Here is a 14550-nt window from a genome sequence, read left to right as displayed (position 1 = left end):
CGGGCGCCCGCGATGGTGGGGGCCGGTGCGCGCCGGTTCAGCCCGCGAGACGCGGTCTCGGGGCGGCCCGGGGCCGCCCCGGCCGGCGGGCGGACTCCGGGGTCCCGCCGCCGCGGCGGGCTCCCGCCCACGCGGCGAGCTGGGTGACGGTGCCGTGGCCGGGGAACTCGGGGGGCAGCAGGAACTCGACGGCGGGCGTGCCGCGCACGTGGTCCTCGTGGTCCGCGGCCCAGCGCAGCAGCTCCACGGCGGCCGGCTCCACGTGCTGCGCGGCGGCCAGGTCCACGACCACGGCGATGCCCGGCACGAGGGTCCGGGCGCGGCGGACGAGGGGGCACAGGGCCCGGTGGTTGAGCTCCGTGACGCACCCGGTGACCACGAGCCGGACGTGCCTGCCGTCGAGGTCGACCCGGACGAGGACGGACGGTTTGTGGTGCATGACTTCTCTCCCTGCAGCGCGTCGTGCGTGGCCGGCTGCTCGACCCTCCCGCACTCCACGCTAGGGCACGGGAGACGTGGGTCACCCGGAAATCCGGCCGCCGACCGGCACATTTCCTCTACCGTCGGGTACGGAGGGGCGCCGCGCCCCGCGCGGCTCAGCCCAGGGGAGAGGGCTGCCGGGTGGTGTCCGGGGCGAGCGGGTCGCTGCCCACCGTGCCGCGCACGCGGGCCAGGAACGCCATGAGGTGGTAGACGACGAGCGTCGCGGCGGTGCCGAGGGCGATGCCCGCGAACTGCAGCCCGGAGGCCTCCCACGTGTAGTCGGCGATGCCGACGATCATGGCCACCGCGGCGGTGGTGAGGTTGACCGGGTTCGAGAAGTCCACGCGGTTCTGCACCCAGATCCGCACGCCGAGCATCCCGATCATCCCGTACAGCACCGTGGCGGCCCCGCCCAGGACCCCGGCGGGGACCGTGGCCACGGCGGCCCCGAAGACCGGGAACACGCTCAGCAGGATCGCGACGACGGCGGCGACCCAGTAGGCCGCCGTCGAATAGACGCGCGTGGCCGCCATGACACCGATGTTCTCGGCGTAGGTCGTGGTGCCGGAGCCGCCGCCCGAGCCGGCGACCACGGTGGCGATCCCGTCGGACATGATCGCGCGCCCGATGTAGGGGTCGAGGTCGTCGCCGGTCATGAGCGCCACCGACTTCACGTGACCGATGTTCTCGGCCACGAGCAGGAGGACGACGGGGACGAACAGGCCCATCAGGGGCAGGTGGAACTCGGGCGTCTGGAACGGCGGCAGCCCGAAGAGCCCCTGCTCCTGCCACACGGCGCCGAGCACGGAGAAGTCCACCTCCCCCCGGAGCACCGCGGTCAGGTAGCCGATCAGCACCCCGAGCAGGATCGACAGCCGACCGGGCAGGCCGCGGAAGAGCACCGAGATGAGGACGATGGACGCCAGCGTCACCAGCGCGGTGACGGGAGCCTCCATGAAGTTCTGCTTGGCGGAGGGGGCCAGGTTGAAGCCGATGAGCGCCACGATGGTGCCCGTGACCAGGGGCGGCATCAGCTTCTGCAGCCAGGCGGTGCCTGCGAACTGCACCACCAGGCCGATGAGGAAGAGCGCCGCGCCCGCCATCAGGACGCCGCCCAGCGCCCCGCCGGGGCCGTACTGGTTCATCGACGCCGTGATGGGGGCGATGAACGCGAAGGAGGAGCCGAGGTAGGACGGCACCCGACCGGCCGTGACGACCAGGAACAGGATCGTCCCCACGCCGGAGAAGAACAGCGTGGTGGACGGCGGGAAGCCCGTGATCAGCGGCACCAGGAACGTGGCGCCGAACATGGCCACCACGTGCTGCGCGCCGATCGCGACGGTGCGGGGCCAGGTGAGGCGCTCTCGCGGCCTGACGACCTCCCCGGCGGTGACGGTGCGGCCGTCGCCGTGGAGGCGCCAGCCGAGGCCGAGGCGGGTGGCGGTGCTGGGTCCGGGCACGGGGGAACTCATGCGGTCTCCTCGACGGCGGGGTGGGGGCCCGGATCCGNCCGGGCCCCCACCACTGTACTCGGTGCTCCCGGTGCTCCCGGTGCTCCCGGTGCCCCGGTGGGCGGACGGGGCCACCGCCTCCCGCCCCGTGGATGTGTCGGTGGGCCTCCATATGATCAGTACGGTGACGGAAACTAGAATGGTGGGCGATCACCCCCACCGCCCGGACAGGAGTCGACACATGCGCCAGCCACAGCCCCGAGGACCGCTCTGCGAGGATCTTCTCGCGGTGCTTCGCGAGGTGCCCGGCACCCCCGGGGCGACGACCCGGGCCGAGGCGCTTCCGGAGGCGGCCCGTGCCGCCGTGTCGGGAACCGACGACGTCCTCGCGGACGACGACGTCCAGCTCGGGCTGTTCGTCCTGCACGCCCTGTCCTACCAGGGCGTCGAAGGGGTCGACGACCGGTGGGAGAGCGACCCCGAGCTCCTGCGGACCCGCGAGATCCTCTCCGCGGCGCTCGAGGCCCAGCTGCGCGCGGAGGTGCCCGCCGACACCGTGCCGGGCACCCCGCAGTCGGTCGCGGACGCCCTGTTCGCGATGGCGGCCGACGACGACGGCCCCAGCCTGGCGCGCCACCTCTCCGGCCGGGCGGACGCGGCGCAGGCACGGGAGTTCCTGCAGCTGAAGTCCGTCTACCAGCTCATGGAGGGGGACCCGCACACCTGGGGGATCCCGCGGCTGAGCGGCCGGGCGAAGGCCGGCCTGATCGAGATCCAGGTCGACGAGTACGGGGGCGGCAGCGCCGCCCGCATGCACTCGGCCCTGTTCGCGGCCGGGATGCGCGAGGCCGGCCTCGACGACTCCTACGGCAGGGCCGTGGACCGGGTGCCCGCCGAGTGGCTCGCCGGCGTCAACACGGTCACGATGTTCGGTCTGCACCGCCGGCTGCGCGGCGCGGTGGTGGGGCATCTCGCGATGTACGAGATGACGTCCTCCGTGCCCTCCAGGTTCCTGGCGCGCGGCTTCCGCCGCCTGGGGCTGCCCGCCGCGGCCGCGTTCTACGACGAGCACGTGGAGGCCGACGCCGCCCACGAGCAGATCGCCGCCCGGGACATGGCCGGTGGCCTCGTGGTCGAGGACCCGGCCGTCGCGGCGGACGTCTTCTTCGGCGCGCGCTGCGTGCTGCACCTGGACGCGCTCGCCGCCGGGCAGGCGCTCGGACGGTGGGAGGCGGGGGAGTCCGCCCTGCGCCCCGCCGCGGCGGACCCGGTCCAGCACGGCGCGGCGGAGCTCGTCCGGTGAGCCCGGAGCACCCGGCCGGGGACCTCGAGCCGGTCCGGGACCCGTCCGCGGCTCCCGGTCCCGCCGAGCCGGTGACGATCACCGTGTGCCCCGACGGCCCGCTGCTCGTGCGGGGCGGCTACGAGCTGCTCGACGGCGACGACCGTCCCATCGACCCGGGACGGGCGACCGTGGCGCTGTGCCGCTGCGGGGCCTCGTCCATCAAGCCGTTCTGCGACGGCTCGCACAAGCGGGCCCGCTTCCGGGCCCGCTGAGCCTCAGCGGCGTGGGCCGGGCTCGCGCAGCAGCCACTGGGCGAGCTGGTCCAGCGCCATGCCCAGGAGGCCGATGACGATGATCACCACGAGCATCTCGTCGTAGGCGAGCCGGTCGCGGGCGTTGAGGATCTCGTAGCCCAGGCCGCTGCTCACCCCGAGCATCTCGGCGGGGACGATGACCACCCAGGAGATCCCCAGGGCCAGCCGCACGCCGGTCATGACGAACGGTCTGATGCTGGGGAGCACCACGGTGCGCAGGCGCTCGACCGGGGTGGCCCCGAGCGTCTCGGCGACCCGCAGGTGCAGCGGGTCCAGCGCCTTGACGCCCGCGGCCGTGTTCATGGTGATCGGCCACACGGCCGCGGCGGCCACGAGGAAGATCACCGGGGCGTTGCCCACCCCCAGCAGCGCCACCGCCACCGGGGCCCAGGACAGCGGGGAGACCATGCGCAGGAACTGCACCACCGGGGCGCTGGTCCACCGGAAGCGGCGGTAGGAGCCGATCAGCAGCCCCAGCGGCACGCCGAGGCCCGTGGCGACGGCCAGCCCGCACAGCAGGCGCCACAGACTGGTGAGCGCGTCCTGGACCACCACCCCCCGCTCGAACAGTGAGGCCACGGCGCCCGGCATGCGCTCGGGCTGGAACGCCGCGATCATCGTGCTGGCGCCGGCCGCCGCATGGGTGAACGCCCACCACACGGCCACGGTCGTCAGCACGCCGAAGACGGCCCACGCCGGGCCGGCCCAGCTCGGGCCGGGACGCGCGGCCGGCCGCCGGGGCGCCCGTGCCGGGACGGGGCCGTCGAGGTCGGTGGGGGGCGCCGTGGTGGCCTCCCCGGTCCGGTGCGGAGTGCTCATGGGTCGATCTCCTCGGTGCGGGTCGTGCCGGTCAGGCCGAAGACCCCGAGGCCCCCGACCTTCTCGATGCTGCGGGTCACGAGCGTGTCGTCGACTAGCTCGCGGTGCGCGGCGGTCGGGTCGAGTCCCTGCAGGAAGCCCGCCGGCGCGTCGACCACCGTCTCCTGCATGGCCCGCACCAGCTCCTCGGTGAAGCTCTCGTAGGGGTACGGGCGGAAGTCCAGGCGCTCGCCGTCCCAGCCCGGGTGGTGCAGGGCGTCCTGGTGGGCCGCGGCGGAGTAGGTCAGCGCCGTCAGGATCACCGGCTTCGGCTGCGGCAGGTAGTCGTCGGAGAGCAGCGCGGCGGTCTCCGGCCGGTTCTCCCGGGCCCACGCCTGCGCCCGGACGAGGGCGTCCATGAATCCCTGGGCCACGGCGGGGCGGTCCCGGATGAGCTCGCCGCGCAGCATGGTCACGCAGCACGCGTGGTCGTTCCAGACGTCGCCGAGGAACCGGTGGATGTGCCCCACGCCCCTCGCCTCGGCGGCCGCGTTGAACGGGTCGGCGACCACGTAGCCGCCGATCACCCCGTTGTTCAGGGCGGGGAGCATGTCGGACGGCGCCATCGGCAGCAGGGCGACCGTGCGGCGCTCCCGGGACGGCGCCTCGCGCATCACCGGGGTCAGGCCGGCGGCGCGCAGCAGCTTCTGGACGACCACGTTGTGGATGGACCACCAGGCCGGTATCGCCACGGACTCGCCCGCCAGGTCCGCGACCTCGGCGACGTCCGGGCGGACCGTCAGCGCGGAACCGTTGATGTGGTTCCACGCGGTGATGCGGACGTCGGCCCGCAGCCCGTAGCGCATGTACAGGGCCATGGGCATGAGCATGTGGATCGCGTCCACGCGGCCCGCCACGAACGCCTCCGAGAGGGACGCCCAGCTGCGGAAGAGCACCGGTTCGGCCACCGGGACGGCGGCGTCGTCGTAGTACCCGTTGGCATGGGCGACCAGCAGCGGGGCGGCGTCCGTGATCGGGAGGTACCCGATCCGGACGGGACGCGACGGGTCCGCCGCGCCCCCGGCGCCCTGCCGGGTGTCGGCGTAGAGGGACCCCGCGCCCCAGCCGAGCCCCGTGAGGGCCGCGGCACCGGCCCCGGCTCGCAGCAGCACCCGCCGGCTCGGCCGCCCGGTGCTCATATGACCCAGTTCCCGGAGCCGTCGCCGGTCCCGCGGTAGTGGGCGAGGATCTGCTCGGCCGTCGCGCCGTCCTGGGCCGGGACCCACTGCTGGGTGAACCCTCGCGGACCGCCGAAGAAACCGATCCGATCCCCGAGCGTGAGGGCCTCGTCGACGTCGTGGGTCACGAGGAAGACCGTCAGGTCGAGCTCGGTCACCAGTCCGCGCAGCCACAGCTGGAGGTCCTTGCGGGTCGCCGGGTCCAGTGCGCTGAACGGTTCGTCGAGCAGGAGCACGTCGGGACGCACCGCGAGCGCCCGGCCCACCGACACGCGCTGGGCCTGGCCCCCGGAGAGCTCCTGGACCGGGGTGTGCGCGAGTGCGGCCAGGCCGAGGATCTCGAGCAGGTCGTCGACCCGGGCGTCCTCGAACCGGTCGCGGTTGCGCCGGTACTGACCGCCCAGGCCGATGTTCTCGCGCACCGACAGCCAGGGGAACAGGCCCGGGTCCTGGAAGACGACGGCGAAGCGCTCGTCGGCGTTCTCGAACTCGATGGTGCCCCCGTCCAGCGGCTCGAGTCCGGCGATCGCCCGCAGGAGGGTCGACTTCCCCGATCCGCTGGGCCCCAGCACGGCGAGGGTCTCCCCGTTGCGCAGCGTCAGATCCACCCCGTCGAGGGCGGGGGCGGCCGCCCCCGGGTAGTTCTTGCGCAGTCCGCGGACGGTGAGCGCGGGACGGGACGCGGCGGGGACGGTCGCGGGCGCGGCGCGGCTCAGGCGAGGTTCTGCAGCACCCACCGCAGGTGACCTTCCGTGGGGGACTGGACGGGCAGGAACGCGGCCTCGCGGGCACGGCGCGCGGTCGGGGAGGTCATCGCGTAGCCGCGCCCGCCCACGATCTTCCCCTCGATCCGGGTGGCCTCCCCGGTGAGCAGCGCGGCGTCCAGCCGGAGCGAGAACAGGGCCCGGGGGTCGGCCTCCCGGGGCGTCTCCGCCAGCCGCAGGAGGTCTCCCCGCAGCCGGCGGTACTCGGCCGTGGCGTCCTCCAGCTCTTCCCGGAACACCTCGGCGACGCCCTGCATGCCCGCGTGCGCCGCGTTCAGCGCGGCGGCCGAGAGACCGAGGCAGAACGCGGTCTGCAGCAGCAGGAACGGGCCCCGGACGGTGGCCAGGAAGGACGGGACGTCCTCGCTCAGCACGTCCTGCGCGGGGTCGACGGCCACGTCCGCCAGGGTGAGGACGCCCGAGGCCGTCGCGTTCAGCGCCATCAGGTTCTCGAGCAGCCGCACCGTCACGCCCGGCGCCGAGACGCGGGTGCGGACCACCACGCGCGACCCGTCCTCGCGCAGCGCGGGCAGCACGACGACCCCCTCGGGGTACAGGTTCGAGGCCCACGGGACGGTCCCGTCCAGGACCGGGCCCGACGGACCCTCGGTGAGGGTCACGGGGATCTCCCCGATGCCGGCCGCGTCCTTGAACGCCGGTGCCATCGCCGAGCACCCCGGCACCGTCCCGGAGCGCACGTCCGGGGAGATCTCCGTCCCGGTGGCGGCGAGGTACTCGACGGTCGCCCGGTGCGCCCACAGGGAGAACGCCGTCGCGGTGCACTCGGCGGCGAGGTCGAACACGACGGCGGCCTGCGGGGCGAGCGACCCGGACAGGCCGAGGTCCAGCAGTCCGCGCTCGCCGAGCTCGCGCAGGGTCTCCAGCGGGGAGACGGCGGCCGTGTCGACGTCGCGCGCCCGCGCGGCGGCGGTGCCGCGGACGAAGGCGTGATCGGGGTAGTCGACGAGCGGGGCGAGCAGGTCCCGGCTCTCGGGAGCCGGCCCGCCGCCCGTGGACGGGGGTCGCGTGGACTGGGTCATGGGTCTTCCGTTCTGCCGGGAGTGCGGGCGGGACCGTCCGTGCGGCGGCCGGGCCCGCGGGGGGCGGGACGTGCGACGGCGGTCCCCAGCCGGTGGGGACCGCCGTCGTCGGGTGCTGCCGTCGCTCAGACGTTCAGCTTGAACAGCCGGTCGAACGGGGTCCCCACGGCCTGGCGGGCCCGCTCCACGGACTCCTCGTCGGGGGCGTTGTAGAAGCACAGGCACTTGGCGGTGTCCTCGCGCACGTAGGTGCGCAGGAAGGAGACCTCGGGGACCTCGGCGTACTTGGGGGAGTTGGCCTTCTTGCGGGCCAGGTACTGCTCCATGGTGATCTCGGCGGGGATGTCCCACTCCACCAGGAACTGCGCGTCGCCCTTGAGCTTCTTGATGTCCTCGAGCTCGGCGCCCACGAGGCGGACGGCGTCGGGGCCGGTGACCTCGGCGGCGGCGTCCCCGGCGGCGGAGCTCACCGTCCGGGCGAGGCCCTCGGGGTTCTCGGCCTCGACGATCACGAACACGCGTCCGAGGTCGGCCGTGACCTGGGACTCGATGAACTCGGCGTCCGCCGAGGAGACGGCCTCGGAGACCGTGGCGATGAGTCCGGTCACGGCGTCCTTCGAGGCGGAGGCGGGGACGATCTCGAGCAGGTGGAGAGACATGGTTTTCCTTCCGGGAGGGAGGGGGCGGCCGGGGAGCCGCTCGGGCACTGGTTCCAGGCTAGGCTCCTGGCCTGTCGAGGTCCCAGGAATCGTCACATGGTGAAATATAGGGTTCCTATCCCGCAGATCCTTTGTGCTGGTGCCGCTCGGATGTATTTTGCGGGCTTTCCGGTCGACCTTCCCGGCGCCCGGTGCCGCCGTCCCCCGGCCGATATCCTGGCGGAGTGCGCGCGGAAGAGCTGAACCGGTCCGTCCAGGACTGCCTCAAGACCGTCTGGCTGGCCCAGGAGTGGTCCTCGGACGCGGTGACGACCACCGGTCTGGCCCAGCAGCTGGGCCTGTCCCCGTCCACCGTGTCCGAAGCCGTCACGAAGCTCACCGCGCAGGGCCTGCTGAGCCGCCCCGGCCGCAGCGGCATCGTGCTCACCGACCGGGGCCGGGACGTGGCCGTCCAGATGGTCCGGCGACACCGGATCCTCGAGGCGTTCCTCACGAGCCGTCTCGGCTACGCCTGGGACGAGGTGCACGACGAGGCCGAGGTGCTCGAGCACGCCGTGAGCGAGAAGTTCGTCGCCCGCCTGGAGGTGCTCCTGGGGCACCCGGAGCGGGACCCGCACGGCGACCCCATCCCGCGGCGCGACGGCACCGTGCCGCCCGCGACGGGCGTCCTCCTGGCCGACGTCCCGGCCGGCAGCCCCGTGGTGGTGGCACGCGTCTCCGACGCCGACCCGGCGGTGCTGCGCTGGCTCGAGGGCGCCGGCATCCGGCCCGGGACGGAGCTCGTGCCCGGCGAGCACCGGTCCCGCGGGATGTCCGTGGACGTGGGCGGGACCGTCGTGGAGGTCGGCGTCCTCGCGGCCGAGGCGGTCCGGGTCCGTCCGCGGGACTGACCCGGAGCGCCCCGGGCCCGTCAGGAGATGACGCCGTCCACCAGGGCCTTGGCCTCCTGCTGGACCTGCTGCAGGTGCTCCTCGCCGAGGAAGGACTCCGCGTAGATCTTGTAGACGTCCTCCGTGCCGGACGGCCGGGCCGCGAACCACGCGTTCTTCGTGGTGACCTTCAGCCCGCCGATCGCCGCGCCGTTGCCGGGGGCGTTGGTCAGCTTCGCCGTGATCTGCTCGCCGGCCAGCTCGTCCGCCTCCACCTGGGACGGGGAGAGCTTCTTCAGCGCGGCCTTCTGCTCCCGGCTGGCCGGGGCGTCGATGCGCTGGTAGACGGGGGAGCCGAACTCCTGGGTCAGCTCGGCGTAGCGCTGGGACGGGGTCCTCCCGGTGCGGGCCGTGATCTCCGAGGCCAGCAGGGCCAGGATGATCCCGTCCTTGTCGGTGGACCACACGGAGCCGTCCCGGCGCAGGAAGGACGCGCCGGCGGACTCCTCGCCGCCGAAGCCGATCGAGCCCTCCATGAGCCCGGCCACGAACCACTTGAAGCCCACCGGCACCTCCACGAGCTCACGGCCCAGGGAGGCCGCCACCCGGTCGATGACCGAGGAGGACACCAGGGTCTTGCCGACCCCCGCGTCCGGCGACCAGCCGGTGCGGTGGCGGAAGAGGTAGTCGATGGCCACCGCCAGGTAGTGGTTGGGGTTCATCAGGCCCGCGTCCGGCGTCACGATGCCGTGCCGGTCCGTGTCGGCGTCGTTGCCGGTCGCGATGTCGTACTTGTCCCGGCTGCCGATGAGCGAGGCCATGGCGGAGGGCGAGGAGCAGTCCATCCGGATCTTCTCGTCCCAGTCGAGGGTCATGAACGCCCACTGCGGGTCCACGGCCGGGTTCACCACGGTCATGTTCAGCCCGAAGCGCTGGGCGATCTCTCCCCAGTAGGCGACCGAGGCCGAGCCCATGGGGTCGGCGCCGATGTGCAGGCCGGAGTCCCGGATCACGTCGAGGTCGACGACCTCCGGCAGCGTGCGCACGTACTCCTCGAGGAAGTCGTAGCCGCCGGTGGTGCCCGCCGCGCGGGCCTGTGCCAGGGGCATCCTGCGGACCCCGGCCATGCCGTTCTCGAGGAACTGGTTGGCGCGCTGGGCGATCCACTCGGTGGCGTCGGCGTCCGCGGGGCCGCCGTTGGGCGGGTTGTACTTGAAGCCGCCGTCTCCGGGGGGGTTGTGGGACGGGGTGATGACGATGCCGTCGGCCATGCCCTCGGCCCGGCCGGTGTTGTGGGTGAGGATCGCGTGGGAGAGCGCGGGGGTGGGCACGTAGCCGTCCCGGGAGTCCAGCAGGACGGTCACGTCGTTGGCGGCCAGCACCTCGAGCGCGGTGTCCTGCGCGGGGCCGGACAGGGCGTGCGTGTCCTTGCCCATGAACAGCGGGCCCGTGATCCGCTGGCCGGCGCGGTACTCCACGATGGCCTGGGTGATGGCCGCGATGTGCTGCTCGTTGAAGGAGGCCTTGAGGGAGGAGCCCCGGTGCCCCGACGTGCCGAAGGCCACGCGCTGGTCCGGGTCCGACGGATCCGGCACGACGTCGCCGTAGGCGTCGAGGAGCTTTCCGAGGTCGACGAGGTCACTGGGTTGGGCGACGGTGCCCGCACGGTTGGTCATGGCGCCCAACCTACCGCCGGGCGGCGGACGGGCCGAGGTCGGCGCACGATCGCGTCGCCAGGTTTCGTGGATTCCGCTCTGCGAGAGGGTTCCGCACGGGGGCTGGAGGAATCGGGGCCGGTCGGACAGGATGAAGGCACCAGCGAGCGCACGACATCGAGCCAGGAGGCCGGCAGGCATGAGCGAAGCACACGACGAGACGCCCCAGGACTCGGGCAAGGGCCCCGAGGGGACCGTCCCGGACAACGAGCAGGGCGTCGGGCTGACCACCGACGAGAACGCGACCGGCTTCGAGCCGGAGGAGGACCCCGAGGCGGCCTCCGAGCCCGGCGACGACCCCGAGGCGGGAGACGTGGCCCTGGGTCACTCCTGACCGGCCGGGCCGGGGCCGGCCGGGCCCTGGTCCTCGAGCTGGGCGACGACGGCGAGCAGCTGCGCCTCCGCGCTCGGACGGCCGATGAGCTGGACGCCCATGGGCACGACGGGTGCGGCGCGCCCGGCGCGGGTCCACAGCGTCGGGACGGTCACCGCGGGCAGGCCCACGACGTTCACGATCGAGGTCCAGGGGGTGTACTGGCACTGCCGCCGGTAGTCCTGGTCCGCGCCCGCGGGGTCCTCCAGGCCGTATCCCTCCCAGTACCAGCCCAGCGGACGCGGCGTCATGGCGAGCGCCGGGGTCAGGACCATGTCCCAGGACCCGTACGCGCGCACCACGTCCTGCTCGATCCGCCGCAGGGTGCTCACGGCCCGCGCCAGCTCGACGGCCGAGCGGCGCAGGGCGCGGGAGCGGAAGGCGCCCGCCAGGCCGGTCAGCCGGACCGCCTGCTCGTCGTCCAGCGGAGCCGTGCCCATCGCCGTGGTCCACACGTCGAAGAAGGCCCGGGGGTACTCGGGGTCGTAGGCGATCGACGCCTCACCGACCTCGTGGCCGGCGGCCAGCAGCCGGGCGACCCCCGCGTCGAGGGCGGACCGCGCCTCGGGCGAGACCGCGATGTCCTGGACGGCGTCGAACGGTGAGCTGGTGCTCACCCCGATCCGCAGCGGCCGCCGGCCCCAGGGGAGGTCGCCCCGGCGGGCCGCGCGCACGCCGTCGAGGAAGGAGCCCTGCGGCGCGGCGCGGACCGCCCGGTGCACCACGTTGCCGTGGGCCGGGCCGGGGGCGGGAGCGCACAGCACGTCCAGCAGCAGTGCGGCGTCCTCGGCCGTGCGGGCGATGGGCCCGTGGACCACGAGCTGCGCGGCGTCCGACTGCGCGTCGGCCGTGGGCACCCGCCCGCGGTTGGGCTTGAGCCCGATCAGTCCGCAGGCCGCCGCCGGGATGCGCACGGAGCCCCCGCCGTCGGAGCCAGGTGCCACGGGGAGCATGCCCGCCGCCACGGCCGCGGCCTGGCCGCCCGAGGAGCCGCCGGCCCCGGTCGCCGGGTCGTGCGGGTTCCGGGCGGGCGGGGCCACGAGGTTCTCGGAGTAGCAGTCCAGACCGAACTCGGGGACCTGCGTCTTGCCCAGGAGCACGGCGCCGGACGCGCCCAGCACGGCCGCGAGGTCGTCGTCCGTTCCCGCCACCGGCGCCCCGCCGTGCTGCCCGGCCACGGCGGCGGAACCGTGCGTGGTGGGCATCCCCGCGACGTCGTGCAGGTCCTTCACCGCGAGCGGCACACCGTGCAGCGGTCCGCGCGGTGATCCGGGGGGCAGCGCGTCGAGGACCCGTGCCCGCTCGAGGGCGGACTCCGCGGCCACGTGGACGAACGCGCCGAGCGCAGGATTGCGCTCCTCGATCCTGGCCAGGAAGTGCTCGGCGGTCTCCACCGCGCTCAGCTTCCCGCGAGCGAGCGCGTCGCGCAGCTGCACGGCGCTGAGGTCTCCGATCGGGGTCACGGCGGCTCCTGTCCGGGTCGTGCGGCTCCGGTCCGGGGTCCGCGGGCTGCTGGGACCAGGCTAGTAGGCTGACGGGCATCGGGGCGTGCCCGCGCTCCGCCGCCCCACCACCGCGACCTTCAGGAGGTCCTCCGTGCCGGCATCCCGCACGCCCCGCCCCGTGGCGGCCCGCGCCGCCGGCGCAGCGGCGGTCCTGCTCCTGGCCCTCACCGGGTGCTCGCTCCTCGAGCGGGACTCCGCGGGCGACGCGGGACGGGAGGGCCCGTCCTCCGCCGCCACGAGCGGTCCCTCCGCCTCCGTCGATGCGTCGGCCGCCTCCGTGCAGGCGGCGTGCGCCCGCGTGCTCGAGACCGTGCGCACCGCGCCGCAGCAGCTGCAGGAGGACCCGGCGGGACTGTTCCTCGAGGTCGACGAGCTCGCCGCCACCGCCCCGGACGAGCTCTCCGGGCAGATCACCTCGGTCCGTGAGGCCGTCGCCGACTTCCGGCAGGGCGAGCGCTCCCTCGCCGGCGTGGTCCGGGAGGTCCGGGACCTGCAGGAGCGCTGCTCCCGCTGACGCCGACCCCCGGGGGGCGAGGCGCGAGGTCCGCCGGGCCGGGGGAGCAGCGCCGGCCGCCCGCGACGGGAGAGGGACCCGGCCGCACGGGCTGAGTCCTCCGTCCGTGCGGCCGGGCCCCTCGGGTCAGGAGGCCGGCCGTGCCTACTGCGCCGCGCCGCGGACGGCCTGCGCCAGCACCCGCAGACCGTCCCGCAGCAGGTCCTCGCCGATGACGAGCGGGGGCAGCAGGCGCACGATGTTGCCGAAGGTCCCGCAGGTCAGGACGAGGACGCCCTGCGCGAGGCACTCCGCCGCGACCGCCCTGGCGGCGTCGGCGTCGGGCTCCGTGCCGCCTCGCCGGACGAACTCGACCGCCATCATGGCCCCACGGCCGCGGAGCTCGCCCACGGTGCCGGTCTCCTCGGCCACCGGGGCCAGTTCCTCGCGGATGATCTCCTCGATCCGGCGGGCGCGTGCCATGAGGTCCCACTCCTCGATGGTCTGCAGCGCGCCGAGGGCGGCGGCACAGGCCACCGGGTTGCCGCCGTAGGTGCCGCCGAGGCCGCCGGCGTGGACGGCGTCCATGATCTCGGCGCGGCCGACCACGCCGGACAGCGGCATGCCGCCGGCCACGCCCTTGGCCACGGTGATCAGGTCGGGGACGACGTCCTCGTGGTCCACGGCGAACCACTCGCCGGTGCGTGCGATGCCGGCCTGCACCTCGTCCACGACGAACACGGCGCCGTTGTCGGTGCACCACTCGGACAGCGCGGGCAGGAAGCCCTCGGCAGGCACGATGAACCCGCCCTCGCCCTGGATCGGCTCGATCACGACGGCGGCCACGTTCTCGGCGCCGACCTGCTTCTCCACCTGGAGCAGCGCCCGGCGGGCGGCCTCGGCGCCGGTCATGCCCTCCGGGTCGCGGAACGGGTAGGACACGGGCACGCGGTACACCTCACCGGCGAACGGGCCGAAGCCCTGCTTGTAGGGCAGCACCTTGGCGGTCATCGCGAGGGTCATGTTGGTGCGGCCGTGGTAGGCGTGGTCGAACACGACGACCGCCTGCCGGCCGGTGTGCAGACGGGAGATCTTCACGGCGTTCTCGACGGCCTCGGAGCCGGAGTTGAACAGCGCCGCCTTCTTCGGGAAGTCGCCGGGAGCGATCTCGGCGAGCTTCTCCGCGACGGCCACATAGCCCTCGTACGGGGTGACCATGAAGCAGGTGTGCGTGAAGTGCTCCACGGCCTCCTTGACCTTGGCGACCACGGCGGGGGCGGAGGCGCCCACGGTGGTCACGGCGATGCCGGAGCCGAGATCGACGAGCTGGTTGCCGTCGACGTCGAGCACGATGCCGCCGTCGACGTCCGCGGCGTAGGCGGGCACGGACGAGGCGACTCCGGAGGCGACGGCCGCGGCGCGCCGCTCGGCCAGCTCGCGGGACTTCGGGCCCGGGAGGGCTCCGTCGACGCGACGGACCTGCTCGAGCCGGTACTGGATCTCGGTCACGGCGAGATCTCCTTTCTGTGGGGACGGGGAAACAGGGGACGGGGACGGGGAAAC

15 protein-coding genes are annotated in these 14550 nt (G+C 74.1%); 5 read left to right on the top strand and 10 right to left on the bottom strand.

Annotated elements, in window-relative coordinates:
• Window positions 1-37 precede the first annotated feature (37 nt).
• Together ACH9D3_RS04935 and ACH9D3_RS04930 are read right to left on the bottom strand one after the other, a co-directional pair.
• Entirely contained in the window at window positions 38-439 is a 402-nt protein-coding gene (locus ACH9D3_RS04935) for a hypothetical protein (RefSeq protein ID WP_396410076.1), read from the bottom strand.
• 157 nt (window positions 440-596) lie between these two features.
• The gene (locus tag ACH9D3_RS04930; protein WP_396410075.1) at window positions 597-1955 is read right to left on the bottom strand and encodes a solute carrier family 23 protein; all 1359 of its coding nucleotides are present in this window, start codon (window positions 1953-1955) and stop codon (window positions 597-599) included.
• Window positions 1956-2175: 220 nt separating this feature from the next.
• On the opposite strand from ACH9D3_RS04930, the gene ACH9D3_RS04925 reads away from it, so the two are divergent.
• Window positions 2176-3237, top strand: coding sequence for an iron-containing redox enzyme family protein (locus ACH9D3_RS04925; RefSeq protein ID WP_396410074.1), 1062 nt, complete (start codon window positions 2176-2178; stop codon window positions 3235-3237).
• Window positions 3234-3491: a CDGSH iron-sulfur domain-containing protein gene (locus ACH9D3_RS04920; protein ID WP_396410073.1), complete on the top strand. Its 258-nt coding sequence runs from the start codon at window positions 3234-3236 to the stop codon at window positions 3489-3491. Before ACH9D3_RS04925 ends, ACH9D3_RS04920 begins: the two co-directional genes overlap by 4 nt.
• Before the next feature lie 3 nt (window positions 3492-3494).
• Here the strand turns inward: ACH9D3_RS04920 and ACH9D3_RS04915 are convergent, their stop codons facing one another.
• From ACH9D3_RS04915 to ACH9D3_RS04895, 5 genes are all read right to left on the bottom strand, one after another.
• Complete coding sequence (locus ACH9D3_RS04915) at window positions 3495-4352, bottom strand: ABC transporter permease subunit (RefSeq protein ID WP_396410072.1); 858 nt, start codon at window positions 4350-4352, stop codon at window positions 3495-3497.
• Window positions 4349-5530: an ABC transporter substrate-binding protein gene (locus ACH9D3_RS04910; protein ID WP_396410071.1), complete on the bottom strand. Its 1182-nt coding sequence runs from the start codon at window positions 5528-5530 to the stop codon at window positions 4349-4351. Before ACH9D3_RS04910 ends, ACH9D3_RS04915 begins: the two co-directional genes overlap by 4 nt.
• Window positions 5527-6306, bottom strand: coding sequence for an ATP-binding cassette domain-containing protein (locus ACH9D3_RS04905; protein WP_396410070.1), 780 nt, complete (start codon window positions 6304-6306; stop codon window positions 5527-5529). The genes ACH9D3_RS04910 and ACH9D3_RS04905 overlap by 4 nt, the downstream gene beginning before the upstream one ends.
• On the bottom strand, window positions 6282-7373 hold the full coding sequence (locus ACH9D3_RS04900) for an acyl-CoA dehydrogenase (RefSeq protein ID WP_396410069.1): 1092 nt from the start codon (window positions 7371-7373) through the stop codon (window positions 6282-6284). Before ACH9D3_RS04900 ends, ACH9D3_RS04905 begins: the two co-directional genes overlap by 25 nt.
• 125 nt (window positions 7374-7498) lie before the next feature.
• The gene (locus tag ACH9D3_RS04895; protein WP_396399586.1) at window positions 7499-8032 is read right to left on the bottom strand and encodes a DUF4242 domain-containing protein; all 534 of its coding nucleotides are present in this window, start codon (window positions 8030-8032) and stop codon (window positions 7499-7501) included.
• 224 nt (window positions 8033-8256) lie between these two features.
• Between ACH9D3_RS04895 and ACH9D3_RS04890 the strand changes: the two genes are divergently transcribed.
• Window positions 8257-8922: an iron dependent repressor, metal binding and dimerization domain protein gene (locus tag ACH9D3_RS04890; protein ID WP_396410068.1), complete on the top strand. Its 666-nt coding sequence runs from the start codon at window positions 8257-8259 to the stop codon at window positions 8920-8922.
• Between the two features lie 20 nt (window positions 8923-8942).
• Here ACH9D3_RS04890 and pgm read toward each other — a convergent pair whose 3' ends face one another.
• Window positions 8943-10577 (bottom strand): phosphoglucomutase (alpha-D-glucose-1,6-bisphosphate-dependent), encoded by a 1635-nt coding sequence (gene pgm / locus ACH9D3_RS04885; RefSeq protein ID WP_396410067.1) that lies wholly within the window; start codon window positions 10575-10577, stop codon window positions 8943-8945.
• A gap of 178 nt (window positions 10578-10755) precedes the next feature.
• Between pgm and ACH9D3_RS04880 the strand changes: the two genes are divergently transcribed.
• Complete coding sequence (locus tag ACH9D3_RS04880) at window positions 10756-10950, top strand: hypothetical protein (RefSeq protein WP_396399583.1); 195 nt, start codon at window positions 10756-10758, stop codon at window positions 10948-10950.
• Here ACH9D3_RS04880 and ACH9D3_RS04875 read toward each other — a convergent pair.
• Complete coding sequence (locus ACH9D3_RS04875) at window positions 10941-12452, bottom strand: amidase family protein (protein WP_396410066.1); 1512 nt, start codon at window positions 12450-12452, stop codon at window positions 10941-10943. The genes ACH9D3_RS04880 and ACH9D3_RS04875 overlap by 10 nt on opposite strands.
• 133 nt (window positions 12453-12585) lie before the next feature.
• On the opposite strand from ACH9D3_RS04875, the gene ACH9D3_RS04870 reads away from it, so the two are divergent.
• Window positions 12586-13008 carry a hypothetical protein gene (locus tag ACH9D3_RS04870; RefSeq protein WP_396410065.1) on the top strand — a complete coding sequence of 141 codons (423 nt, stop codon included), beginning with the start codon at window positions 12586-12588 and terminating at the stop codon, window positions 13006-13008.
• Between the two features lie 144 nt (window positions 13009-13152).
• Here ACH9D3_RS04870 and gabT read toward each other — a convergent pair whose 3' ends face one another.
• Window positions 13153-14496 (bottom strand): 4-aminobutyrate--2-oxoglutarate transaminase, encoded by a 1344-nt coding sequence (gene gabT / locus ACH9D3_RS04865; RefSeq protein ID WP_396410064.1) that lies wholly within the window; start codon window positions 14494-14496, stop codon window positions 13153-13155.
• Window positions 14497-14550: the final 54 nt, after the last annotated feature.

This window comes from Kocuria kalidii (assembly GCF_044462225.1).
GTDB classification, from domain to species: Bacteria; Actinomycetota; Actinomycetes; order Actinomycetales; family Micrococcaceae; genus Kocuria; species Kocuria kalidii.
The sequence above is the reverse complement of the archived record's forward strand: the minus strand, read 5'-3'. Positions and strand labels throughout refer to the sequence as shown.